The sequence below is a fragment of the Flagellimonas oceanensis genome (genome assembly GCF_003992595.1).
GTDB classification, from domain to species: Bacteria; Bacteroidota; Bacteroidia; order Flavobacteriales; family Flavobacteriaceae; genus Flagellimonas; species Flagellimonas oceanensis.
In genome coordinates this window covers 33,616-57,919 of the sequence record NZ_RZNA01000029.1, presented here as the reverse complement: position 1 = coordinate 57,919, position 24,304 = coordinate 33,616, and the positions used below count along the sequence as shown (strand labels likewise).

The following is a 24,304-nucleotide window of genomic DNA, read 5'->3' as shown; positions in this document are numbered from 1 at the left end:
AACGGAATCGTTACTTAGTCGATAGAAATAATATTGTTGGAACAGATAGAGTTCTAACCTTAAATCAACAGTTCCACTTACTGCATTAGCTTTAGAAACGGAATAGAAGAAATCTACTATTTATATTAAGTACGGTAAGTTATTTGAGCCTAAGCCAGAGAGTATTAAGGGCATAACCCACTAACGATTTAAGCCGCTCAAAGGGAACATTAAAAAGACTTTTAATGAGAATATATGGAATCGACCTCTCCAAAGATAAATTTGACGTAAGCTATGTTCTTGCAGGTGAAGAGAAAAAGAGGGTTGTCAGAAATGACTTTAAAGGTATCTGCAGCTTTTTGAAACAAGTGGAAGATAGTTGCATCCTGGTAGCTGAACATACTGGAAGCTATGGTGACCTGTTAGTTCATCTCTGTTACCAGTTCCAAATTAAAATAGCATTGGTCCCTGGCTACAACATAAAGCACAGCTTGGGATTGCAACGGGGAAAGAGCGATTCAAAGGACGCATACCGTATCAGGAAATATGGTGAGAGGTTTGTGGAAGAATTACGCTTTATGGAACCAAGGTCGGAATCGGTCAAAGAACTTAAGGAACTTTACAGTTTGCGGGAACAGTTGTCAAAGAGCAGGACATCACTTTTGTTGGGACAGAAAACAAGAAAGCACAGTCCTTCCCAGAGCATTGTGGCCCATAGAAGCTATCAGAGAGCGATAGCCAATCTGGAAAATGAAATTGATGCCATCGAAAAGGAAATTGAAAAAATCGTTCAGAACGATTCCGATTTAAATGATAACTACAAGCTTATTACCAGTATCAAAGGTATTGGTCCTGTAATTGCAAACAATCTGATCATCAAAACGGAAAATTTCAAACGTATCAATACAGCCAAAAAGGCTGCTGCCTTTGCAGGGGTATGCCCGTATCCCAATTCGTCCGGGAAAATGTCTATGAAGTCCAAGACCAGCCATATGGCCGACAAAAAGCTGAAATCTCTGTTGTTCCTTGCCGCCAAGACAGCCGTGACACACAATAAAGAGTATAGTCTATATGCAGAACGAAAAAAACTGGAAGGAAAACCCTATTTCTTGATCATGAACAATGTATCCAATAAAATGCTCAGAACTGTCTATGGTGTAATCCAGAGTCGAAAACCATATGATATGAACCATATTTGTAATGATCCAAGACAATTGAATTGAAATATTGAGGATTTTATTTGGTTTTTAATAGAGTATATAAATAGGTAGGGGTAGAAGCGTTGGCTTTATGCCGTAGTCTTTTGATGGAAGGATTTTACGAGTTTAACTTTCGGGAATATTGTATGATAATAAACCCCCAATCGAAGAACAAGAGTCGAGAAAACCTAAATTCTATGAATTTATATTGATTGACATAGTGGTTAATATCAAATGGAAGTATATGACACTAAATCAAAGTTTATCTTGAAAATAGGTCAAATGTTGTACCTATGTTGTACCCGTGCTTTTTTTTGGTCAATTTTCAAAGTAAAAAAGCCGAAGATTTCTCTTCGGCTTTTAGTGCGGGTGAAGGGACTCGAACCCCCACACCTTGCGGCATCAGATCCTAAGTCTGACGTGTCTACCAATTCCACCACACCCGCATAAAGTGCAAATTAACACTTTTTATTTGGATAAATCCTAAGTCTAGCGTGTCTACCAATTCCACCACACCCGCGAAATGGAGTGCAAATATAAATCAATTTTCCGATTTGCAAATGCACTCCCCTTAAAAACTTGTTTTTTGTACTTTTAGGGTCCTTTTAAATCATATATGAAAGACATAAATAATTACATCAGCACCAACAAAGACAGATTTATCAACGAATTGATCGACCTCTTAAAAATCCCCTCCATCAGTGCAGACCCGGCCTACTCCAAGGATGTTTTGGAAACGGCCAAAGCGGTTAAAAAATCTTTGGAAGACGCAGGCTGTGAAAACACGGAGATTTGTGAGACCAAAGGGTATCCCGTGGTGTATGGCGATAAGATCATAGACCCTGATTTGCCCACCGTTTTGGTATACGGCCATTATGACGTGCAACCACCGGATCCATTGGATTTATGGAATTCGCCTCCTTTTGAGCCCGTGATCAAAGCAACGGAACTGCATCCCGATGGCGCTATTTTCGCCAGAGGTGCATGCGACGACAAAGGACAGTTCTTCATGCACGTCAAAGCGGTGGAATACATGATCAAAAACGATGTTCTGCCCTGCAATGTTAAGTTCATGATCGAAGGCGAGGAAGAAGTGGGAAGCGATAGTTTGGAGGATTTCCTAAAGGAAAACAGCGAAAAACTCAAAAACGATATCATCCTCATTTCCGATACAGGAATGATTTCCAATGATACCCCATCCATTACAACGGGATTGCGTGGACTGAGCTATGTGGAAGTGGAAGTAACGGGGGCCAACCGCGACCTTCACTCCGGAATTTATGGAGGTGCGGCACCCAACCCTATCAACGTTCTCGCTAAAATGATAGCCGAGTTACATGATGAAAACAATCACATAACCATTCCAGGATTTTATGACAAGGTAGAAGTCATTTCGGATGAAGAGCGTGCAGAAATGGCCAAAGCTCCATTTGACTTGGAAGCCTACAAAAAGTCCTTGGACATTGATGATGTTCACGGCGAAAAAGGATACACGACCGGAGAACGTTTTGGTATCCGTCCAACTTTGGATGTCAATGGAATCTGGGGAGGTTACATGGGAGAAGGAGCAAAAACCGTGATTGCCAGTAAAGCTTATGCCAAAATATCCATGAGATTGGTCCCAGACCAAGATTGGCATGAGATCACAGATTTATTTACCAAGCATTTTAAGTCACTGGCACCAAAAAGTGTAAAAGTAAAAGTTACCCCGCACCACGGAGGGCAAGCCTACGTGACCCCAATCGAAAGCAATGGCTACCAAGCCGCTTCCAAAGCCATGGAAACCACTTTTGGGAAAACCCCGGTACCTCAACGTACAGGAGGGAGTATTCCGATCGTGGCCCTTTTTGAAAGTGTTTTTGACAGTAAGACCATCCTTCTTGGATTTGGTCTGGACAGTGATGCCATCCACTCCCCCAACGAACATTTTGGGGTCTGGAACTTTTTAAAGGGCATTGAGACCATACCCTATTTTTACAAGTATTTTAACGAGCTTTATTAACCAACCTAAAACAACCTTATGAAATGAAGTCAACCAACTTTATTATCCACACCTGTTTGGCCGCCTTGTGCGTTTCGTCGTCCCTATTGGCCCAAAACAAAATGCCCTTTGAAACTTATGAAAGAGCCACCAAATATTTGAGCAAGAACATGGCTCCATGGGTACACGATGAAATACAATATCCGTCTTGGGGCAGCAACAAAACGTTTAGTTATGCATTGAGCGCCAAGGAGGGTCCACAATACATGAAGGTCAATTTGTCCAACGGTAAAAAGAGTACAGCTTTTGACCCACAAGAAATGGCCTCGGCTCTATCCGAAGCTCTTGGAAAAAGTATGGACCCTAAAAACCTCCCTATTAGATACTTTGATTTTCAAGACAAGAATACCATAGCCTTCACTCTTGATGGGGAAAATTACCTCTACAATACCAAAAACACTGTTATTTCGGAGGGAGAGACCACACCAAAAAGAAACCGTGATGAATATGTTGCCCCCAATGGTAAAATAGCGGCGTTCATAGACGGTCATAATCTTTGGATCAGGAATTTAGAGACAAACCAAAAAATCCAGTTGACTTTTGATGGTGAAAAGGATTACGGATATGCCACCAACAATGCTGGATGGACAAAAGGAGATAACCCTGTACTGAAATGGTCTCCGAATTCTGATAAAATCGCCACTTTTAAACAAGATGCCCGAAATGTTGGCGAAATGTACCTTACCAGCACCAATGTAGGACATCCAGAGCTGAAAGCTTGGAAGCACCCATTGCCAGGGGACAGCATCGTTTTTAAATTGGAAAGGGTCATCATCGACCTCAACACCAAAGAAATCATCCCCCTTAAAAAAGAATCGGATTTCCAGCGTTCCACAATTACCGACCATGTAGCGGGGAGAAATGGTGAGTTTTATGATAACGATTGGAAAGAAGACGGTTCCCAACTGGCATTTGTCTCTTCTTCGCGAGACCATAAGGTAGCTCACCTCCAAGTAGCAGATGCACAAAATGGGGAGGTAAGGTCAGTTCTCAAGGAAGTGACCAAGACATATTTTGAATCCGGGGCAAGAAAAATCAATTGGAATGTACTTTTTGACAGTAATGAGGTCATATGGTTTTCCGAAAGGGACAATTGGGGGCACCTCTATTTATACGATTTGGAAACCGGAAAATTAAAAAATCGTATCACCCAAGGGGATTGGGCCGTTCAGCAAGTGCTCCACGTTGATGAAAAAAACAGAAAAATCTATTTTACCGCTGCAGGGAAAGAATCGGGAAATCCATACTACCACTATCTCTACTCTGTTGATTTTGATGGAGGCCATTTAAAATTGCTTACACCTGAAAAAGCAGCCCATAGAATTACCTTGGCTCCTGATAATAAAACCTTTTTGGACCAATACTCCACTGTGACCACTGCACCGACTTGGGTGCTCAAAAAAATGAATGGGAAAACCCTAACCACTCTAGGCACAGCGGATATTTCAGAACTTAAGGCAAATGGATGGCAAGAACCAGTGGAATTTCATGTAAAGGCAAGGGATAACGAAACCGACATTTACGGCATCCTCTTTCTTCCCAGTGACTACGATGAAACAAAGTCATACCCCGTTTTAAACTACATCTATCCAGGTCCACAATCGGGCAGTGTGGGCAATTATGGGTTCCTTCCGGCACGTAGGGACCGACAGTCATTGGCTGAACTGGGCTTTATTGTTGTGGGAATTGATGCCATGGGAACCCCAGGACGCTCTAAAAGCTTCCATGACGCCTATTATGGAAATATGGGCGACAATGGCTTGCCGGACAATATAACCGCCATCAAACAACTGGCAGGTAAATATCCAGCCATGGACACCACGAGAGTTGGTATTTGGGGACATTCTGGAGGTGGTTTTGCCTCTACCGATGCCCTTCTTCGCTATCCGGATTTTTATGATGTTGCCGTATCCACCTCCGGAAACCATGACAATAGAAATTATGAGGCAGATTGGGGCGAAAAATGGCATGGGCTATTGGAAACCTACCCCGATGGCACCACTTCCTATGATAAACAAGCCAACCAATTATTGGCCGAAAACTTGAAAGGAAAGTTGCTTTTGGGACATGGAACCATGGATGATAATGTTCCCCCATCAAATACCTTATTGGTAGTGGAGGCCCTCATAAAAGCGAATAAGGACTTTGATCTTATTCTTTATCCCAACAAACGTCATGGCTATGGAGACATGACCACGTACATGACCCGAAAGCGGTGGGATTATTTCGTGAAAAACCTAAAGGGCATGGAACCTCCCAAAGAATTTCCTTTGGAAAAACTCTAACGCAACGCCATACAAACCTTAATACAAAAGCCTCTTTGATAAAGGGGCTTTTTCTCTATATGGATAGTAGGGATAATTTGGAATTCCTCTGTTCCAATGATTTTTTAAGTAACCATGCAGCCGTAGCAGCTCCCAGTTTGGGAGAATTGGTCACAAATCCATACCCATCTGGGCATCGACATGGTAAAACTGCTGGACAGTCCTATTCAAAGGGTTGAAGGCCTAAAGTTTTTTAACGTACTTGGTAATGATCACAATTTGCTGACCATCTACCTTACCTTCAATATACTCGGCATTTTCGTGATCCAAGGAAATCCGTCTAACGGCGGTTCCCTGTTTTGCGACCATGCTGGAACCTTTCACTTTCAGGTCTTTGATCAATACAACACTATCACCATTTTCCAGGATGTTGCCATTTACGTCCCTATGGATGATTTTTTCACTTTCTTCTTCACCCTCGCCCGTGGCTTTGGCCCATTCCAAGGTTTCATCATCCAAGTACATCATCCCCAATAGATCTTGAGGCCACCCTTCTGACTTTAAACGATTGAGCATGCGCCAAGCAACAACCTTTACGGCATCATGCTCGCTCCACATACTATCGTTCAGGCATCTCCAGTGATTGGAATCAACATTATCGGGATTTTCTATTTGATCAATACAAGTGGCACAGCCCAGAAGACTACCGTCCACTCCTCCAGTGGAAACGGGAGGCACTTCATAAACCTTTAGGTTTTCCGTTGCCCCGCATAGTTCGCAGGTGTTTCCGCTTCTCTCCTGTAGTTCTTCCAATAGTGCCATGGTGGATGTATTATTTTAACGGATGCAAACTTAGAACTTTTACACGGTTCACGTTCAACATTCATCAAAGAAAAAATCCACCCATATTGCCATGAGTGGATTTTATCAAACCGCCACCTTAATTACTAAGGCAATTGAGAATATCCATGTCTTGTTTTCCAAAGGAAATATTTTTCGAACAGCACTTTGGAGAAGTCGTAGAAGACATTAGGTATCATAATGGCAAAATTTCGTGGTTTGAACAAGTGGTCGCTTACAATGATCACTTCTTTTTTACCGGCATCCATCACACATATACCCGGGATTTTACCCCAAGCTTTCTTCTTCAATTTATCCTTGCCTGCTGTTACCCTGATGATGTTCTCGGCAACTATTTTACCGGTCTCATCGGATGGATATCCCGTTTTTGGACCTGAAAATGGCACTTTTCCCGGTTTGAATGGCAATTTCACATCCACAGCAATACCTGCTGACCAAATATTGGGATATTTGAAGTGCCTGTAATCGTCCCCAACGGGCAGATATCCTGCGGCATTGGCTTCCAATTTCGGAGAGTTGACCACAAAGTCCACGCCCACAAAAGGAGGCATCAACATGGTAAACTTGCTTGGCAACACCTCATCTGAAGTAAGGGTAACGCTATCCTCGGTTACCTCCTTGACCCCAACCTGGGTTCGATAGTGAATGTTGAACATGTTCATAAAGGACTTGAGCATGGTTTCGCCCCCAGTAATTCCGTCAATACCGAAGTGACCCAAAAATGTTTCGGGTGTAATCCAGTACAAGTCCACTTTCTTCCTGATTTTTTGTTCCCTCAACCATTTTTCCACATTGAACAAAAACTCATAAGCTGCACCCATACAACCTGCATTTTGAGTAGCTCCGATTACAATGGGACCGGGATTTTTCTTAAATTCTTCCAGAGCGCCCCTAGTTTTCATGGCTCCGTTGGGCGTACCTATATAATGGGCATGTTCCTTAACACCGGGAGCCACATCGTATTTTACTTTGGGACCTGTCGCGATGACCAAATGATCATAAGTAAAATCACCTTTACTGGTATGTACTATTTGACTATCGGGGTCTACTTCCAAGGCTTCTGCCTGTATGAAATCGACTCCTTTCTTTTCAAGAATGGTATCTTTTCTGAATGAAATATCCTTGATTTCCCTTCTTCCGAAAGGTACCCAGATCAGTGAGGGAACAAACAAGAACAATGGCGATTTATCTATTACCAAAACCTTATGGTCGTTTTTCCCTTTTCTCTTGATTTCCAATGCGGCGGTCATTCCTGCAAAATTCCCACCAATAACTACTGTGGTTTTCATGATTGCGTGATTTAATACTATAAATATACTGCCCTATTTGTTGTTGGTCAGTAACTTAGGGCACATATAACGACCCTGTCCAAACATCCAAAACAGCCCTTTGTTGATGTGGTTTTTGACTGAATCCTGATGATAAAGGACAAGTTTCCAAGCCACAAACAAACTCTACACTTGTAGAATTGATATTTTTACTCTATGTTTGTAGAGCAATTCTTTTAAATCATCAAAAAATGCAACTGTCAAAATCCGAGGAGGAGTTAATGAACATTGTTTGGAAATTGAAAAAGGCCTTTATGAAGGACATACTGGAGGCCTATCCGGAACCCAAACCAGCGACCACAACGGTGGCCACGCTTTTAAAGCGGATAGCGGACAAAGGTTTCATTGCCTACAACAATGTTGGAAGAAGTAGGGAGTACTACCCTTTGGTCATGAAGAAGGACTATTTTTCCAAGCAAGTGAACGGATTGATCAAAAACTTTTTCAACGATAGTGCGAGTCAATTCGCTTCCTTTTTTACCCAAGAGACCAACTTGAGCAAAAGTGAGTTGGAAGAATTGAAAAAGCTCATCGATAACGAAATCAAAAAGAAGTAGATATGCTGACCTTCCTTTTAAAATCCGCGGCTTGCCTGGCCATATTAATGATCTTTTACAAAGTAATGTTGGAAAAGGAAAGCGTACACCATTTTAAGCGGTTCTTCCTTTTGGGGGCATTACTGGCCTCATTTATAATCCCCAATTTGGTCTTTATCGAATATATTGATGCCGTTGAACCCACCATTAATTCAATTACGCCTAGCACCGACCCTATTTCGGATGCCGTTATCGTAAATAACGCCCCACAAGCTTCAATTTTTGATTGGCAACTTTTGTTGTGGCTCATTTATGGATTGGGAGTTATTGGATTCGGACTGCGCTTTATTGCAAATCTGTTCCGAATACGTTTACGCATCAAAAAGAACCCCAAATTCAAGGATAATTTTGTGACCAAGGTGCTTTTGAATCAAACACTGCCCCCACATACATTTTTGAACTATATTTTTTTAAACCAAAAACAACACGAGGAAAACAGCATACCACAGGAAGTTCTCTTGCACGAGGAGACCCACGCCAAGCAGCGCCATAGTTTGGACATTCTGCTCATTGAACTTGTTGGGGTCATCTTTTGGTTCAATCCCTTGATATACCTTTTAAAATCATCCATCAAGCTGAACCATGAGTTTTTGGCGGACAAAGCGGTCATCCAAAAAGAGCAAAATCATTCACATTATCAAAACACCTTGCTGTCGTACTTATCAAACGAAAGACATCAGTCGGTTGGCATCGCAAATGCCATTACTTATTCATCAATCAAAAAACGTTTTAAAGTCATGAAAACAAACACATCAAAAAAATCATTCGTACTTAGGAGTCTTTTACTTCTACCACTTACGGCCCTATTGTTATTTGGGTTCAGTGAACATCGTCAAATCGAAAGAGAGATTGCCGTGGACCACATCATTACCATGGAACTTTTGGGCAACGAGCGCGTTAAAATCCAGAATGACATTGTCCATTTTGATAAAGTCGCTCAAATTTTAAAGCAGGAATACCTATCCAGTTATGCTTCTGGCGAAACCAAGGTGGAAATCACAGCTGACCGACCCGTGCATCTCAACACCATAAATAATTTGTCCAAAGAAATAAGAACAACCGGTATTGACTTGATCGAGGTGTTTGCCAATGAGGTAATTATGGAAAAAGAAGAGTATAAAGAAAATGTTCCGATTACTTCGACCACAACCAAGTTACATGCCAACAGGCTGACAATGGTTGAAAACAACGCACAATTCCAACAACAAAGCGCCACGCGAGAAGAAATGAAAGAGTACAACGCTTTGGCCAAAAAGTACAATGAAATGGACCGTAACCAAATGCTCATCAAAAAGAGCGAGGTCATGCGCTTGAAGACCATCTATGGTAAAATGTCCAAAAAACAGCAGGCGGATGCTGAACCATTCCCTGATTTTCCACCAGCACCACCCGCACCGGGTGCACCAGAGCCACCATTGGACACAGAAGAGGTAATTAAACTTTACCCCAACAACCCTCCAGCCCCTCCGGCACCACCTAAACCGGTTGAGCATATCAAGGAAATGGTTGCAAAAGGAGCTAGTTTTACCCTAAATGGGGAAAAAATATCCGGTAAAAAAGCAATTGAGGTAGTTCAAAAAAATAAACATATAAATATTGATGCCAGGGAAGCCAATGGAGCAAAACCAATTATAAAACTATCCACTGACCCCATCGTCATCGAAAACTAAGTTTAAGCGACATAAAAATTGTTAAAAGCCCCGATTATGGGGCTTTTTATGTAACAAATCAACCAAAATCACGTTCTAATATCCTATCAATCAAAGAGAACACTTTATGTTACAACGCTTTTTCATCTTCTGCTCGGGTGCGGACACCCAAATTCTAGAGACTTGTTCCAATGGGGAACGCAACAAATATGTAGGTATCGGTGCCACGGTATTCTTCACGGCCGTCATGGCCTTTATTGCATCGGGCTATGCGCTCTACACCGGTTTCGACAATATTTACACCTCAATTTTCTTTGGATTTATCTGGGGTTTGCTCATTTTCAATTTGGACAGGTACATTGTTTCCACCATCAAAAAGAGAGACAATTTCAAGGGCGAATTACTGCAAGCAGCCCCTCGAATCGTATTGGCCTTGATTATTGCCGTTGTCATTTCCAAACCGTTGGAGATGAAAATTTTTGAAAAGGAGATCAACCAAGTGCTCTTGGAAGAAAAAAATGCCATGACCTTGGACAACAAGGAACAATTGGCACTCCAATACACGCCTAAAATTGAAAGTCTTAACCAAGATATCGCCAACCTGAAGAGCGAAATCGCAACCAAAGAGGCGGAGACCAACGCACTTTACGACACCTATATTTCCGAGGCCGAAGGTACCGCAGGAACAGGCTTGCTGGGCAAAGGCCCTGTCTATCAAGAAAAACGTGATAAACATGATGCCGCCCTTGCGGAACTAAATACCTTGAAGCAGACCAATGCCGATAAGATTGAAAACATCGAAGCTCAGATTGCTGCCCTGCAGACCGATTACGATACCGCAGTGACCGATTCCCAGCCCATCATAGATGGTTTTGATGGATTAATGGCCCGCATCAATGCTTTGGGTAAATTACCTTGGTTTCCTTCTTTCTTTATCTTTTTGTTGTTCTTGGCCATCGAAACAGCTCCGATCATTGCCAAGTTGTTGGCCCCAAAAGGTGAATACGACTACAAATTTGAAGAACAGGAAAGTGTGGTGGCCACTTGGGTGACCCAAAAAGTGGAGCAACGCAAACTATTGCTCGCCACCGACGGGGAGCTTAATCAGCAGATTTATGCCGACATTAAAAACGAAGAGGAACTTTACCGTTATAAAAAGGAAAAAGCAGAGGAATTGTTGCGCCTACAGGCCGATTCCTTCCACAATGTACAGGTAAAGGGGCTTTAGTCCACAATCCCCATATTTTTCAAGAGGAAAGAAGCATTCATATTCTGGCAGACCCCTTCTTTGAACTTATAATCGAAGAACAGTTCGCCGTTTACGATCTGTGCATCAAAATACCGGTTCTCCACCTCGGGAAGTTCGTCGGCAAGGCTGCACAGGCTCAGATCGTGGGTGGCCACCATTCCCGTAGACCCATTTTTTACCAAACGTTCCACGAACTTTTTCGAACCCTCGGCCTTGTCCACACTATTGGTTCCCTTTAAGATCTCATCCAGGATCACGAAACAATCTTCTTTCTCCAACTCTTCAACGATGTATTTCAAGCGTTTGAGCTCCGCATAAAAATAAGAAGTCTCATCGGCCAGCGAATCCGAGGAACGCATGCTTGTCAACAAACGGACAGGATTGTATTTCACATCCTTTCCTTTTACGGGCAAGCCCATGTTCGCCATCACAATCTGAAGGCCCACAGCACGTAAAAAAGTACTTTTTCCGGCCATATTGGCCCCAGTTACAATACAAAAACGTCCCTTTCCAATTTCAAAATCGTTCAGGATATTTTTTTCAGGGTCTACCAAAGGGTGTCCCACCTGCTTTCCGCTGAGCACTATATCACTGGCTATCAAACTCGGATAGGTATGATCCTGGTGATTGAAGGCATAGGTCCCCAAACTGATATAGGCATCGAACTGGGCAATGGCAGCAAACCAACCTTCAACCGCTTCTCCATAGGTTGAAATCCAAGATTCAACAGCATTGGCATAATAAACACTGTACAGACCTAGCCCTTGGGCAAAGAATGAAACGATCAAATTGAATTGCTGTTCCAACATGGTCATACTTTGTGAAAAGCGCTTTAGGATTTTTGAGGTCTTCTCGCCTTTTACCTCCAGTTTCTTTTGAAGTTCTTTCAACAATTCGGAGTTGAAGGCATGTTCTTCCAATTCAGAAATCAACCGTTGGTGCTGTTGGATGGTTTCCTGCGCTTGCGACACCTTTGTGGTAAATGCAATGATGTTCTTCGCATAGCGACCAACGATCCCCGCACCCAAAACGTACCAAAACAGGATCAAGCTTTCGGGCACCCAGCCCAAAAAAGCGAAAGTGATCAATCCTATGGACAACAAGGCAAAGATCGGAGGAACGATCCTTGCCCATTTGGGCATGAACGATTTGTGGTCTTTCATCCAATCCGAAACCACATCAGGAGAAATTTTGGGTCGGGTTTCTCCTGCCAAGGCAGAAAAATGTTGCCGCCATTCCGGCAATTGGGCCAACTCTTGAATAGCTGCCTGTTTTTGGGCCATATCCTTTGGATATCCGTCCAACAAAAGGTTTGAAAACACTTCCCTGCCTTGCACCAAAACCGTGCGGTTGGCATATTGGTAAAAAGAACCCCTGCCAAACAAATCAAGGTCCTGTGCATACGGATGATTGGGTTCCAAAAACTCTTTTCCATCTGGCAAATGATGAAACTTACGGGCTAAAATGTCCAACTCCGTCCCATTGATTTTTATGAGTCGTTGCAAGTATTCTTTATGCCGTTTCACATTGCTGAACCGAGTGACCAAAAACAAAAACAGCGCTAAGCCGAGGGGCAACATCACAAAAAGCAACGAACTTCCCCATAGAAAATAAAGACCTAATGCCAAAGCCACAAAAACCGACAATCGCAAGGTGGCCAATAGGCCCAATCGTTTTTTTACCTGTTGAAGTTCTTGCTGATGTTTTTCTCGTTGGGATGTGTAAAAACCCTGTAAATCTCTCATGTAATATCAGCCTAAATTGTTGAGCTCTTGCTTAAGCTTTTTGGTTAATCCCGATACGACCAATTCATAGGAATGGTCTATCAATTCCTTTATCAAATTCGGTGGAAGTTGTTCCAAAAACAGGGTGTTCCAATGCTTTTTGCTCATGTGATAGCCAGCAATGATTGCACCGTCATATTCTTCCCGAAGCTCCTCGGATCTTTCAGGGTCACATTTTAAATTGCATTGGGGCGGGAGGCGTTCCAAAGGAACCAAAGCAAACATTTTGCCCATGACCTTGAACACCAAGGTATTTGCATCAAAAGGAAACTCTTCGGTCACTCCTTTTTTGGACAGGCAAAGTTCCCTAAGCTCCTCTACATTCATTGCTGGATGCCCTGCGAATCGTACACAATGACTTTTTCCCAAAGATCTTCACACTCCTCGATAAACACCTTATGTGGTGCTTCATCTTGGTATGCTGCCTGATCTTCGGCCGATTCAAAAGAAAGAATCAAGGAGTAGGTAAACGAATCGTCCACCACATCGCGAATCGCTTTTGGCGGTTTGCCGATAAATTTGGTCTTCGCGTATTGCGAGTTGTTCAAAAACTTGGTCAAAGAAGCTTCAAAAGTATCTCTAGCCTCTTGACTATCTGGATTCTTGAACCAAAAGAACACGGTATGTGCAAACGTGTGGTCAAAATTATTATTCATATCGGATTTGATTTCTACACAACTGGAGGCCAATACGCCAACCAAAAGCAGGGTTATGATTTTTGTTTTCATATTACTCTTCTAAAAATTGTTTTTCCCTATTTGAAATTTCCAAGGCGGAATAATCCAATGTCCACCCAATGGTTTCTACGATTTTTTCCACGACCAAAACGGCCTGTAATGCTTCTTTTTTTGCGGTTTCCATCAACCCGCTCTCTGGTATTTTCTGTTTGATGTGCTCCTTGGCCTCTTGATTTAGATTCGTCAGATCTGTGGGCGAAAAGCTGTTGAAGATACCATTTTTAATATCATAAAATTGCAGGTCGGGCTCTATGGAAAGTACTTCTGGCTCTGGGAAATGGCTTAGAATGATTTTCTTTTTATCATTTTCGGCCTTCATATCCAGTTTATTCAGGTCGTAGCCGATGTGTGCCTTCGCCTTAATGACGATCAACGCCTTTTTCTTGCTACGGAGCAGACTCATAAAACTGTCCTTGGTATTCTCGTAATGATAGATTTCTGCGAAATCCCCCTCAACGGAAACGAGTTTGCACACACTCCGTATTTTATTGAGTATCACGGTGGATTGCTCCTCGGTAATTTCCTTGTTCTTCTTTTTCCGAAACAAAGAATAGACCCAATACATGAGTATTGCGCCCAAAATCAATCCCAAAACAGTGTCTACGAGTTCCCCCATGTTACTTACCTATTTCACCCAAATGGGTAAACTTGAATCCTTTGTCATACTTTAATCCGTACCCGAACATTCGGTCAAAAGCCGAGTGCGAAAACAAAATCACACCGATCAGCTGGCATAAAGGTAGGGAAAAGTAGATGCCTGTGAGGTAGATTAAAATGGCAATCCCTTTATGATGGAACACATTATAGGAAAGGGCTCCCCACTTGTTTCCGAAAAGATATCCCACCATTCCAATATCAGGTGTCAAGATCAATACCAAAAACCACCACCAGGCGTAGTCCAACAAATTAAAAAGATAGATGCCCAGAACAAACATCATGAGCTCTTCCAATTTAAGGGTTGTTTTCATTTATTGGTTTTCAATTTTATACAAAACGGGCCTACTGGGACTCGCATCATTCTCAAAAGGTGCCACTTGTAAATCCAAAAAATAGGCACCGTCCTCCACAGGGTTGGGCACATAAATAAACTCGGTTATGGTTGCCTTTGTTCTTGGTTTTCCTGCCATGTTCCAAAACGCCCTGTGCGCCAAAAGTTCTCCACCGTCCCTTTCCTTATCCACGGATGGAAGGTCCACAAGCAGGTGTTCCACTCCTTTTTTCACCAAATGTTTGGCAGCTGCCTCTGTTAAGTAAGTTGGATTGGTATCCGAATACTTTTTGGAGCGTTTATCGCCCAAGTTAGGCATAGTCCTAATAACTACGGCCTGCCTTTTTTTGTTGCCCAGAGCATACTTTATTTGTTTTTCCGAAATCACAAAATCATCTCCCATTTGTTCGGGAGCCACCGTAATCACTTCGGCCAGAAAGAAAAATTTCTTTAGTTTTTTGTTGATGGAATTGAACTCCTCGGATATATGTCCCAAACATTCGGTATGTGTTACATGCGAATGTGGGTTGAACCAAATATCATTGAAATTAGTGGATGCGCCCTCGGTTACCTTGCCCACAAATCCATCCTCTTGGTGCGGTGTGATTTTTGGAGGGTCCAGATACCAGGCATTCACGTTTTTGTCGCCGCCTTTGAGCGGTATGGAAATATCCAGGGGTTTGGTCAGATCTATTTTATAGTTTCGGGAGTTGTGTTTTATTGAGGCGATCAAATTATGTTACTTTAAAATCCCCAAGGCTAATGGGGCTAATTCTACTTCATGGATTCCTGCCTATGCAGGAATGACAATTTACTACTTTAAATTAATCATAAAAAGGTCAGAAGCAATTCCATCCGCTAAAAACTTGCCTTTTTTGGTCGTGAGCAGTTTTCCATCATCCACAACCAACAAACCTTGCTCCACAAATTTGGATGATTGTTGATTCAAATATTTCAAGTAATTCTTTCCAAATTCACTTTCTATTCTACCCAAATCAACGCCCCAAATGGTACGTAGGCCCGTCATCACATATTCGTTGTACCTATCCTTAGTGGAGAGTGTTTCGATTTCCATGGGCAAGATACCTTCTTCTATTTTTTTGATGTAAGTGGGGTTGTTGCGAATGTTCCAACTGCGCTGTCTTCCATCATAGGAATGAGCCGATGGGCCTATTCCCAAATAGGCTTTGCCCAACCAGTATGCGGTATTGTTCTTGGAGAAAAAACCTGGTTTCCCAAAATTGGAGATTTCATAATTGATAAAACCCTCCGCTTCGAGCATATCCACCAGAATATGAAATTGCGCTTGGGCCTGTTCATCATCCACATCGTGGACCACCCCTTTTTCTATGAATTTTTTAAGGGCGGTTCGGGGTTCCACGGTCAAGGCATAGCTGGAAATATGGGGCAGTCCAAAATCCAAGGCCTTTTGGATATTGGCCTTCCAACGTTCATTGCCCATATCGGGGATACCATAGATCAGGTCAATAGTTATATTGTCAAAATACTGTGTCGCTTCTTGGATACATTCTTCTGCTTCGCCGGCATTGTGGGCACGGTTCATCAACCTTAAATCCTCTTCAAAAAAGGATTGTATTCCTATACTGAGTCGGTTTATCGGGCATTTGGATAGTTGGATGATTCGATTTTTGGTCAAATCATCGGGATTGGCCTCCAAAGTGATTTCCGGATGGTCAATTACTTTGTAGTTGTCATACACACTTTGGATTAAGAATTCAATTTCCACATCGGATAAAACCGATGGGGTTCCTCCTCCGAAGTAAATGGTTTCTACCTCATCATCGATCTCCGATTTTCGCAGCACCAATTCCTTGGCAATGGCCTGGACCATGGCTTCCTTTTTACCCAACTGTGTGGAAAAATGGAAATCACAATAGTGGCAAGCTTGCTTGCAAAAGGGGATGTGAATGTAAATTCCGCTCATTCAATCGTCACTTGATCTTATCCGGATTCTGTTTGATAAAAGCTTCCCAACCCGTATAACTTTTTCCGACCTCTACCCTACCCTCGTTGTAGAAATGGCAGACGGCCGCTGCCAAACCATCGGTACTGTCGAGGTTTTTGGGCAAGGATTTCAATTTGAGAACGCTCTGAAGCATACGGGCCACTTGCTCCTTACTGGCGTTTCCGTTTCCCGTGATTGCCATTTTTATCTTTTTGGGCATGTACTCGGTTATCGGAACTTCCCTAGACAAGCCTGCGGCCATTGCCACCCCTTGTGCTCGGCCCAATTTGAGCATGGACTGTACGTTTTTCCCGTAAAACGGAGCTTCAATGGCGATTTCATCCGGATGGTAAGTGTCAATAAGCTCCAAGGTTCGTTCAAAAATAAGCTTGAGTTTGGTGTAGGGATCGTCATACTTCCGGAGCATCAACTCGTTCATCTGCACAAAGTGCATTTGCTTGTTTATGACCTTGATAATCCCGAAACCCATGATCGTGGTTCCAGGGTCTATTCCCAATATAATTTTTTCTGTTGCCAAATCAGTAGGTATTTAGTACCAGCGGAAGCCTGAAACGCAAGCTTACCGGTTTTCCTCTTTTCAGTGCGGGGGCTACGGTGGTCAAATCGTTCAAGCGTTCGGATATTTTGGTGTTGAAATCCGATATTTCGTTGAGTACGGATGTTTTTTCCTCCACGTTCAATACCGAGATGAAACCGTGTTCATCAATCAAAAAATCGATGTAGACGGTATCGTTCACATCGTTGCGAACCTGAAACTTGAGCCCTGCCAACGCTTCGGAAAAATATTCGGTGATCACGTTTTGAAAGCACTCCTGTTGCGCATCCTTGGGAGCCGTTTCGTCGCAATCGTCAAAAAGAGGGTATTGGTCCACATCGTTCCAATCAATGGCCATCAGTTCCTCATTGACCAATTTTTGGGTCTTGTCCTCCTTGGACTCGAACAGCTCGCAGGATACGAGCAAACCCATAAAAATGATCAAGAAAACAAACTTCTGCATGACAGCCCCTAGAATTTGGCTGAAATTACGACATTTTGAAGAAATCAGTTACTGGCAAAATGGATTTCCTCTTTTATCTCGGTAATGCGGTTTTTGACCCGCTCCTTGAGCCAAGGCACTATATCCGGATACATTTCGAGCAGCTTTTCATGATAGTTCAAGCGGGTTTCCGGGTCCTTGTAGTATTCATCGGCGAGAATACAGACCTGATAGTAGTTGTAATAGTTTTCCTTGTTCTCTTCCCAAGCCTTTACATAGTAATCCATGGACTTTTTGGTCTGTCCCTTGAGGCGGGCTATGCGACCAAGGTCTGCATACTCCTGTGGAAATGTGGCCATTCGCTCCTCAATGGATTTTTCGATGTAGTATTGTGCACTGTCCAGCTCTTTTTCATCAAAATACACCTCCCCCAGACCCCTATAGGCGGCAGCCAATTTATCCGGGAAGCCACTCAATTTTCGATAAGCTTCCAAGGCCTTTTCAGGCTCCCAGTTTCTGAAGTAACAAAAGGCGAGTTTCTCGTAAACAAAAGGCTTTTCCTCCCCCAACTCCAATAATCGTTCGAAATGGGGAATGGCTTGTTTAAACTGGCCATTATTGAAAAAAGCCAAGGCCTTTAAATTGATCATGGCCACATCGTTCTCGTAAAACCTCAGTCCCTTATCAATATAGACCAGTGCGGAATCCTTGATTTCCTGGCCCACATAATATTTGCCCAAGGAGTATAGGCTTCGCAAATGAGTACTGTCCTTTTCAACCGCGGTTTTGAAAGCCTTGTTGGCTTTATCCTTTTCTTTGAAAGATTCATAGGTTCTGCCCAAATAATAGAAATACTCCGGATTCCCCTGTTTTGAGGAAGTCAAAAATTGAAACATTTCCAGAGCAGGCCCATTGTTCTTTGTTTTCAACAATAACTTACCCAGTTCGAACCGGGCAAGGTCAAACTCAGGGTTGTTGTCCAAAACAGCCCTGTATTGGGCAATGGCCTTATCGTAATTTCCGATGGTGTTGTAGGCCCTTGCTATCTGAAGATTTGATTTTTTGCCCCCGACCTTTGCATACGCATTGATGGACGAGGTGTAATTGCCCAGAGCATATAAACTATCTGCAACGGCCAAAGCCGATGTTTGAGCATCGGCTTTGGAAAAAAACAAAATCAAAAATGTAATGTAGATGTATTTTGTTTTACGTATCAATGGCTAGGATTTAGATTGTCACAAAATTAATTCATAGGTATTCTGATTATTTTGTCCGGAAGGCCTACATATTGGAATTTCAACACGTCCCCTTCTTCAGCTTGAATGGAAAAAACCCCATTGAAATTAGAAATGACCCCTGATTCTTTGCCTTCAACTGAAACAACAACGCCGGACAAACCCAAAGATTCTTTATCGGTCACCGTACCCTCATAAAACGTTTCCCCCTGCTTTTTTATCCTACTCGCACTTACAAGCATATAATCTTTAGCGCCATTTACCGTGGTATCTTCAGGTTGAGTTTGTAACCTAAAGGTAATCGGTATGGCAAAAGGCACTTTTACTATTTTCCCTTCATGTTTTCCGGGTTGCATTTTGGGCAAGCGTCCTATGATTCTTTCTGCTTCGTTCTCCAATAATTCATGGGGGCCTCGCTTTTTTATAGCTGAAATTGCACCATTTGCATCAATTGTGAAGAGAACTGAAACCCTACCTTGAATCCCTTGTTCTTGGGCAGCTTCAGGATATCTAAAATGTTTACGGATATGGGCTTGGATTTTCTCTCGGAAGCAAGCTCGTTTATCTGATGCATCCTCACAACCGGGAAACACGGGTACTTCATCAATGGTGGCGAAGGGAACCGACTCTCCGGTTTCTTGGACTTGAATCTTCTCCCCTTCCATTCCTTTTAACCTAAAGGTTATCGGTATGGAAAACGGAACATCCACGGCTTTGCCATCCATCATCCCAGGGCTGGTCATCTGGGGCACTTTCTTGATAATCCTTACGGCTTCTTCTTCTAAAAGTTCATGGGGGCCGCGCTTTCTTATATTCGTGATGTTACCATCCGTATCTATAGTGAAAATCATTGAGACCCTCCCATGGATACCTTGTTCCTGTGCTTCTGATGGATATCTGAAATTCTTACGGATATGTTCTTTGATTTTCTCAAGAAAACATGCTTTGCTATCCTCCGCACCCTCACATCCTGGGAAAACAGGCGCTTCATCAAGCATTCCAAAGGGAGTTCCATTGTCCGTGACCGATTGGGAGGCATTCTTGGATGACTTATCCACTTTCACGGTTTGGACCTCGCCATCCTCTATTTGAATCTTGATCATACGCTGTTCCCTATCCACTATTTCGAACAACTTCGTCTCTTTGTTCAGGGCGAACTCCTCCAAAAGTTGATTCTTTTTATCTTCCTCAAGGTCTGTCAGTGCATCGAGGTCCTCGACCTGCAAAGTGATTTTTTCAGTTGACCCTCCAAATCCAACGATTACCATTTCTTCCAATGCAACTACTTCGTTGGGATCCTCGGTCTCCGACACCTTTTCATTCTCGCATGAGGTGTAGACCAACATCCCCAGTACCAGAGGTAACAACAATACATACTTTAACTGCCATACGGCTTTGGACTTCTTTCTTTGTAACATGACTATTCGTTTTTTGATTAGTGATTTATTAAAAAATTGATTGACAAAACTGATGTTCTGCGTATGGAACGCTTCGGACAACAGCATCTCAAAATGTGCTGCCTTGTTTTGTTTGACCGCTTTTTCATCGGCAATGAACTCATGGAGCTCTGCAAGCCTGTTTTGGTAGATATACACCAATGGATTGAACCAAAAGACGATTCTTGCCAACTCAAAAAAGAGCAGGTCCAAGGTGTGCCATTGCTTTACATGTACCAATTCGTGAGCCAAGATGTTGGCCTCCTTGTCCTTTTTGATTTCCTCTCCCATGAAAATGTTTCTGAAAAAGGAGAAGGCAGAGGTACTTTTGGGCACCGTGACTTTCGTGAATTCCCGGTAATTTTCCACCACACTTTTATGACGGAGCCTACTTATCTGAACCAACTTGTAAGCGAACCAAATGGTGGCCAAAATACTCCCCGCGCCCAAAACCAAATACGGCCATGGGATACGTTCCAGAAAACTGGCTTCTTCCACTCCAGGACCCAGCGCTACCCCATTCAATTGTGTAAGAAATACCGTTGTGGTCTCCAACTCCTGCGGCATAGTGGTCTGGAGGGCCTGAATCTTTACCCAAGGTAATATGAGGGAAAGCGCGAACGTACCCAACAGATAGGCTCGGTTCCATTGAAAAAAGGTCTCTTTCTTTAGAAAAAGGTCATAGGCCAACAAAAAGACCAGTTGAAACGCTAAAGATTCCAATATATAAGTAATCATTGCTCTTTGTCTTTAATGTTCTTCATAATCTCTTCGAGTTCCTTCAAGCTGATATCGTTCTTCTTCATAAAAAAGGATACCATACTGGTAAATGATCCTTGGAAATATCCATCCATCAAGGTGTTCAACCTTTGGTTGCTGTACTCTTCCTTTTTCATCAAAGGGAAGTACACATGCCCTTTGCCCACTTTTTCGTGCGACACAAAACCTTTGTCCTCTAAAATCCTAACAATGGTGGATACGGTATTATAGGCTGGCTTGGGTTCCGGCAATTCTTCCAAAATTGCGGCCACATTCCCCTTTCCGATTTTCCAAAGGAGCTGCATGACCTCTTCTTCTGCCTTGGTAAGTTGTTTCATTATCAACTAACTTTTTAGTTCAACATGGGACAAATATAACTAAATATTTAGTTTAAACTAATTTTTTAGTTAAAAAATGAAAAAAAATCCGCCAGCGCAGTATGCTGGCGGATAATTGTTTAGAAGGTCACGGTAAGCTTCCCACGCAAGTAGAAAGGCGTTCCCGGTGTAAAATGAATCTCTTCAAACGAGTTGGGTTCATTGAACAAACGGCTTTCCGTGGCGAACTGTGTTTCGTTCCATTCGGTGTCGAACAGGTTTTCCACAATCAGTCCAAACGTCCAATTGTTAACACTATAATTGAGTGTGGCATCGGTCACGAAATAGCCTTCCGCTACGATGGAATTGTCCTCGTTGGCAGGTCTATCATCGATATACCTATAGTTCAATCCCCCTGAAAGGCCCTGTTCGCCTCCTAAAGTAAGACCGCCTACCATGGTAAAATCGGGTGCCAAGGGTATATGGTCTTCCCCATCTGCCTCTTCGGTGCTACGGGCATGGGTATAGTTCGCATCGGTGTAGAGGTATAGCCAATCCAAAGGTTGATACCTAGCCCCTACTTCAACACCCATTCTTCTGGTTTTTCCGCTAGGCTCTACAATACCTGCATCCCCCACGTATACAAACTCTTGATCCAAGAACAAAGTCCACAAGGTGGCGTTCAACACCAGTTTATCAGCTGGTTTTATGATGGTTCCCAAATCCACTCCGTAGGCAGCTGGCAAAATTTCTTCGCCTCCATTGGCCACGACCACCCGGGTATCATTGGAATGGAAACCAATACCCGTCTTCAAGAACAACTGAGTATTCTCCGACGGACTGTAAATGGTATTGAATTTGGGGCTAAAAGCCACTTTTTCCTCACTACGGCTATCGTACAGCTCACTCATTTTATTGATATAATCGAAGCGGAAATAATCCAATCGCAGGGCAGGTTCAAACGTAAACTTGCCCGACTTGAATTCAGCTCCCGCAAAGGCGTAGCCATTTGCCTCGTCCACATCGCCGTATGCCAAGCGTTCCAACAATTCTTGACGGTTCAGGGTACGGGACAATTGGTTGTCGTCCACATTATCGTACCTAAAACCGATCCCTGCATGGTACTTGAACCCCATATCGCCCAAATTGGCCGAATTGTTCTGAAAAACCGTCTTGGCACCAGCCATCATTCGGTCTTCAAACTGTTTGATCTGGTCTCCATTCACGGGATCTTCCAGGAAAAAGGTAAAGTTGGAATACAATTCAAAATCATAGTGGGACACAAAGGCCATGGTATTGAGCGATTTCCCTGTTCCCAGGTTCTTGTTATGGTTCAAAACGAAATTGGTCCTGCTGGTTTGTCCACCCTCGGTATCATCGATGGCTCCAAAGCGACCGATCAAGCCTTGATCTACGGCTCGTTGTGGTATTTGGCCCGATGCATCCCACTTACTGGAAAAGTGAGAAGCCGTCAACAACAGCTCCTGATCTCCGGGCAATGCATAGCGATATCTACCGAGAATATTGATTCGATTGAAGTTCTGTGGCGATTCAAACGGGCCATCCGTCAAATACAGTTCGGAGGCCAGATAGGCATTGCTGTTCTGGTTGTCCATCACATTGAGCATCCCAACAAACCTACGGGCACCAAACTGTCCCACTTCGGTGGACAGCATGCTCTGGTCCAAGCTTTTCCTTAGCCCCAAATTCACATAACCGGCGGTATTGAAGTTCCCCTGGTCAGCGTAGTAAGGCCCTTTCCCAAAGTTTACATTTTCAATGGTCTCCGGAATCACAAAGTGAAGGTCCGCATAACCTTGACCATGGGCATGGGAGACCATGTTCACGGGCATCCCGTCCACATTGATGGCCACATCGGTTCCGTGGTCCACATCAAAGCCCCGCAGGAAGATCTGCTCGGCCTTGCCCCCACCGGCATGCTGGCCAATGATCAGCCCTGGGACCTTCCGCAAAATTTCCTGTGAGGATTTTACGGGATTCGTTTTCACGTCCACATCCACCACCCTACTCAAGGCATCCACTTCGGAGACCAAAACCACTTGATCTAAAGAAATAGAACTCTCTTCAAGGACAATGGTCATCGGGTTTTGTAAATCTGATGGACTTACCACTTTGGTCAAAGTGGCATACCCAAGTTTTGAAAAATAAATGGTATCGCTTACCGAGGTCCTGTCCAGAACAAAATGCCCTGTTCCGTCGGTGTGACTGTGTTGTCCACTGGTCTTGTTGAAAATTCCAGCATCCTCTATCGGGGAACCGGCCTCATCCACCAGTTTTCCCTTTACGTTTTGTGCAGCGATAGTGCCCATGAACAGCATGGACAATGCCGCCATAAAATATTTCATGTCGTTGTCTTTAAATTTTGATTTGTGTAAATTAAGTCTGAATAATAGCATTGCTGAACCTGCTCCAAAAAGGATTGGAACTTGCTTTCTAAAATTGGTCCAGCTATTTTTCAACTACGTTGGGGAGGAGGCGTGGTTACACCTACGTGCCAAAAAGAAGTATAGGATTGATAAACCCAATTTCGCTCGGTAACCGGCAAGGTTTTCATTTCCGATGAAAGATGGGTTCCTTCAATGAAATGTTTGTCCAATTTAAGACTGATATCATCATTGGATTCCTGTTCATCAGATTGATTGGCCTCCAAGAGTTCCTTCAAGGCCTCCAAGGCTTCGTGCGAGTGCCCTGCCATGGCCTCAAGGGAAGAATAGTCAATGGCCTGGTGATCCGAGGCAAAATTATGCTGGTGTGTTTTGGGGGCCAGAACGTGAGAAACCTCGTGAAGGGTCTCCAACACCATTCCATTGAAAAGCCCGAGTAGATAAAACATGCACATTACCGCACATCCCATTCGGATGAACTTTGATTTTGTATGTGTTTTATTCGGTTTCACG

22 protein-coding genes and 1 tRNA gene are annotated in these 24,304 nt (G+C 43.2%); 6 read left to right on the top strand and 17 right to left on the bottom strand.

The annotated features are described in order from the left end of the window. The first annotated feature begins 224 nt into the window (after positions 1–224). Positions 225–1,202, top strand: coding sequence for a transposase (locus EO132_RS08675; protein ID WP_127136700.1), 978 nt, complete (start codon positions 225–227; stop codon positions 1,200–1,202). Positions 1,203–1,542: 340 nt separating this feature from the next. On the opposite strand, the gene EO132_RS08670 is transcribed toward EO132_RS08675, so the two are convergent. Next, positions 1,543–1,624: transfer RNA gene (locus tag EO132_RS08670), tRNA-Leu, on the bottom strand. Positions 1,625–1,794: 170 nt separating this feature from the next. Between EO132_RS08670 and EO132_RS08665 the strand changes: the two genes are divergently transcribed. Together EO132_RS08665 and EO132_RS08660 are read left to right on the top strand one after the other, a co-directional pair. Then, on the top strand, positions 1,795–3,180 hold the full coding sequence (locus tag EO132_RS08665) for a dipeptidase (protein WP_127137485.1): 1,386 nt from the start codon (positions 1,795–1,797) through the stop codon (positions 3,178–3,180). A gap of 23 nt (positions 3,181–3,203) precedes the next feature. After that, positions 3,204–5,504 carry a S9 family peptidase gene (locus EO132_RS08660; protein WP_127137484.1) on the top strand — a complete coding sequence of 767 codons (2,301 nt, stop codon included), beginning with the start codon at positions 3,204–3,206 and terminating at the stop codon, positions 5,502–5,504. A gap of 222 nt (positions 5,505–5,726) precedes the next feature. Here EO132_RS08660 and EO132_RS08655 read toward each other — a convergent pair whose 3' ends face one another. Together EO132_RS08655 and EO132_RS08650 are read right to left on the bottom strand one after the other, a co-directional pair. Beyond that, positions 5,727–6,305, bottom strand: a complete 579-nt coding sequence (locus EO132_RS08655) for a PhnA domain-containing protein (protein ID WP_127137483.1) — start codon at positions 6,303–6,305, stop codon at positions 5,727–5,729. Positions 6,306–6,430: 125 nt separating this feature from the next. Continuing rightward, positions 6,431–7,633 (bottom strand): NAD(P)/FAD-dependent oxidoreductase, encoded by a 1,203-nt coding sequence (locus tag EO132_RS08650; RefSeq protein ID WP_127137482.1) that lies wholly within the window; start codon positions 7,631–7,633, stop codon positions 6,431–6,433. Positions 7,634–7,863: 230 nt separating this feature from the next. Here EO132_RS08650 and EO132_RS08645 point away from each other — a divergent pair, with 230 nt between their 5' ends. The 3 genes from EO132_RS08645 to EO132_RS08635 all read left to right on the top strand — a co-directional run bounded on the left by EO132_RS08645 (position 7,864) and on the right by EO132_RS08635 (position 11,145). After that, positions 7,864–8,229: a BlaI/MecI/CopY family transcriptional regulator gene (locus EO132_RS08645; RefSeq protein WP_127137481.1), complete on the top strand. Its 366-nt coding sequence runs from the start codon at positions 7,864–7,866 to the stop codon at positions 8,227–8,229. A 2-nt stretch (positions 8,230–8,231) separates the two neighbouring features. Then, positions 8,232–9,938 (top strand): M56 family metallopeptidase, encoded by a 1,707-nt coding sequence (locus tag EO132_RS08640; RefSeq protein ID WP_127137480.1) that lies wholly within the window; start codon positions 8,232–8,234, stop codon positions 9,936–9,938. Positions 9,939–10,044: 106 nt separating this feature from the next. After that, positions 10,045–11,145: a DUF4407 domain-containing protein gene (locus EO132_RS08635; RefSeq protein WP_127137479.1), complete on the top strand. Its 1,101-nt coding sequence runs from the start codon at positions 10,045–10,047 to the stop codon at positions 11,143–11,145. Here the strand turns inward: EO132_RS08635 and EO132_RS08630 are convergent. From EO132_RS08630 to EO132_RS08565, 14 genes are all read right to left on the bottom strand, one after another. Then, the gene (locus tag EO132_RS08630) at positions 11,142–12,911 is read right to left on the bottom strand and encodes a MutS-related protein (RefSeq protein WP_127137478.1); all 1,770 of its coding nucleotides are present in this window, start codon (positions 12,909–12,911) and stop codon (positions 11,142–11,144) included. The genes EO132_RS08635 and EO132_RS08630 overlap by 4 nt on opposite strands. 6 nt (positions 12,912–12,917) lie before the next feature. Then, positions 12,918–13,277 (bottom strand): MmcQ/YjbR family DNA-binding protein, encoded by a 360-nt coding sequence (locus EO132_RS08625; RefSeq protein ID WP_127137477.1) that lies wholly within the window; start codon positions 13,275–13,277, stop codon positions 12,918–12,920. Next, positions 13,274–13,678 (bottom strand): Dabb family protein, encoded by a 405-nt coding sequence (locus tag EO132_RS08620; RefSeq protein ID WP_127137476.1) that lies wholly within the window; start codon positions 13,676–13,678, stop codon positions 13,274–13,276. Before EO132_RS08620 ends, EO132_RS08625 begins: the two co-directional genes overlap by 4 nt. A 1-nt stretch (position 13,679) precedes the next feature. Further along, positions 13,680–14,303 (bottom strand): DUF4230 domain-containing protein, encoded by a 624-nt coding sequence (locus tag EO132_RS08615; protein WP_127137475.1) that lies wholly within the window; start codon positions 14,301–14,303, stop codon positions 13,680–13,682. 1 nt (position 14,304) lies between these two features. Continuing rightward, positions 14,305–14,655 carry a DUF4260 domain-containing protein gene (locus EO132_RS08610; protein ID WP_127137474.1) on the bottom strand — a complete coding sequence of 117 codons (351 nt, stop codon included), beginning with the start codon at positions 14,653–14,655 and terminating at the stop codon, positions 14,305–14,307. Continuing rightward, positions 14,656–15,408 carry a cyclase family protein gene (locus EO132_RS08605; protein WP_127137473.1) on the bottom strand — a complete coding sequence of 251 codons (753 nt, stop codon included), beginning with the start codon at positions 15,406–15,408 and terminating at the stop codon, positions 14,656–14,658. It abuts the gene before it with no gap. 81 nt (positions 15,409–15,489) lie between these two features. Further along, on the bottom strand, positions 15,490–16,620 hold the full coding sequence (gene hemW, locus EO132_RS08600) for a radical SAM family heme chaperone HemW (protein WP_127137472.1): 1,131 nt from the start codon (positions 16,618–16,620) through the stop codon (positions 15,490–15,492). A 7-nt stretch (positions 16,621–16,627) separates the two neighbouring features. After that, entirely contained in the window at positions 16,628–17,179 is a 552-nt protein-coding gene (gene ruvC / locus EO132_RS08595; protein WP_127137471.1) for a crossover junction endodeoxyribonuclease RuvC, read from the bottom strand. A 1-nt stretch (position 17,180) separates the two neighbouring features. Next, positions 17,181–17,660, bottom strand: a complete 480-nt coding sequence (locus EO132_RS08590; RefSeq protein WP_127137470.1) for a hypothetical protein — start codon at positions 17,658–17,660, stop codon at positions 17,181–17,183. A 44-nt stretch (positions 17,661–17,704) separates the two neighbouring features. Then, positions 17,705–18,856, bottom strand: coding sequence for a tetratricopeptide repeat protein (locus EO132_RS08585; RefSeq protein ID WP_127137469.1), 1,152 nt, complete (start codon positions 18,854–18,856; stop codon positions 17,705–17,707). A 26-nt stretch (positions 18,857–18,882) separates the two neighbouring features. Beyond that, positions 18,883–21,048 (bottom strand): M56 family metallopeptidase, encoded by a 2,166-nt coding sequence (locus EO132_RS19565; protein WP_235856417.1) that lies wholly within the window; start codon positions 21,046–21,048, stop codon positions 18,883–18,885. Continuing rightward, the gene (locus tag EO132_RS08575; protein ID WP_127137468.1) at positions 21,045–21,407 is read right to left on the bottom strand and encodes a BlaI/MecI/CopY family transcriptional regulator; all 363 of its coding nucleotides are present in this window, start codon (positions 21,405–21,407) and stop codon (positions 21,045–21,047) included. Before EO132_RS08575 ends, EO132_RS19565 begins: the two co-directional genes overlap by 4 nt. A gap of 119 nt (positions 21,408–21,526) precedes the next feature. Then, positions 21,527–23,752, bottom strand: coding sequence for a TonB-dependent receptor (locus EO132_RS08570; RefSeq protein ID WP_127137467.1), 2,226 nt, complete (start codon positions 23,750–23,752; stop codon positions 21,527–21,529). Positions 23,753–23,862: 110 nt separating this feature from the next. Beyond that, positions 23,863–24,261: a hypothetical protein gene (locus tag EO132_RS08565; protein ID WP_127137466.1), complete on the bottom strand. Its 399-nt coding sequence runs from the start codon at positions 24,259–24,261 to the stop codon at positions 23,863–23,865. Between the last annotated feature and the right edge of the window lie 43 nt (positions 24,262–24,304).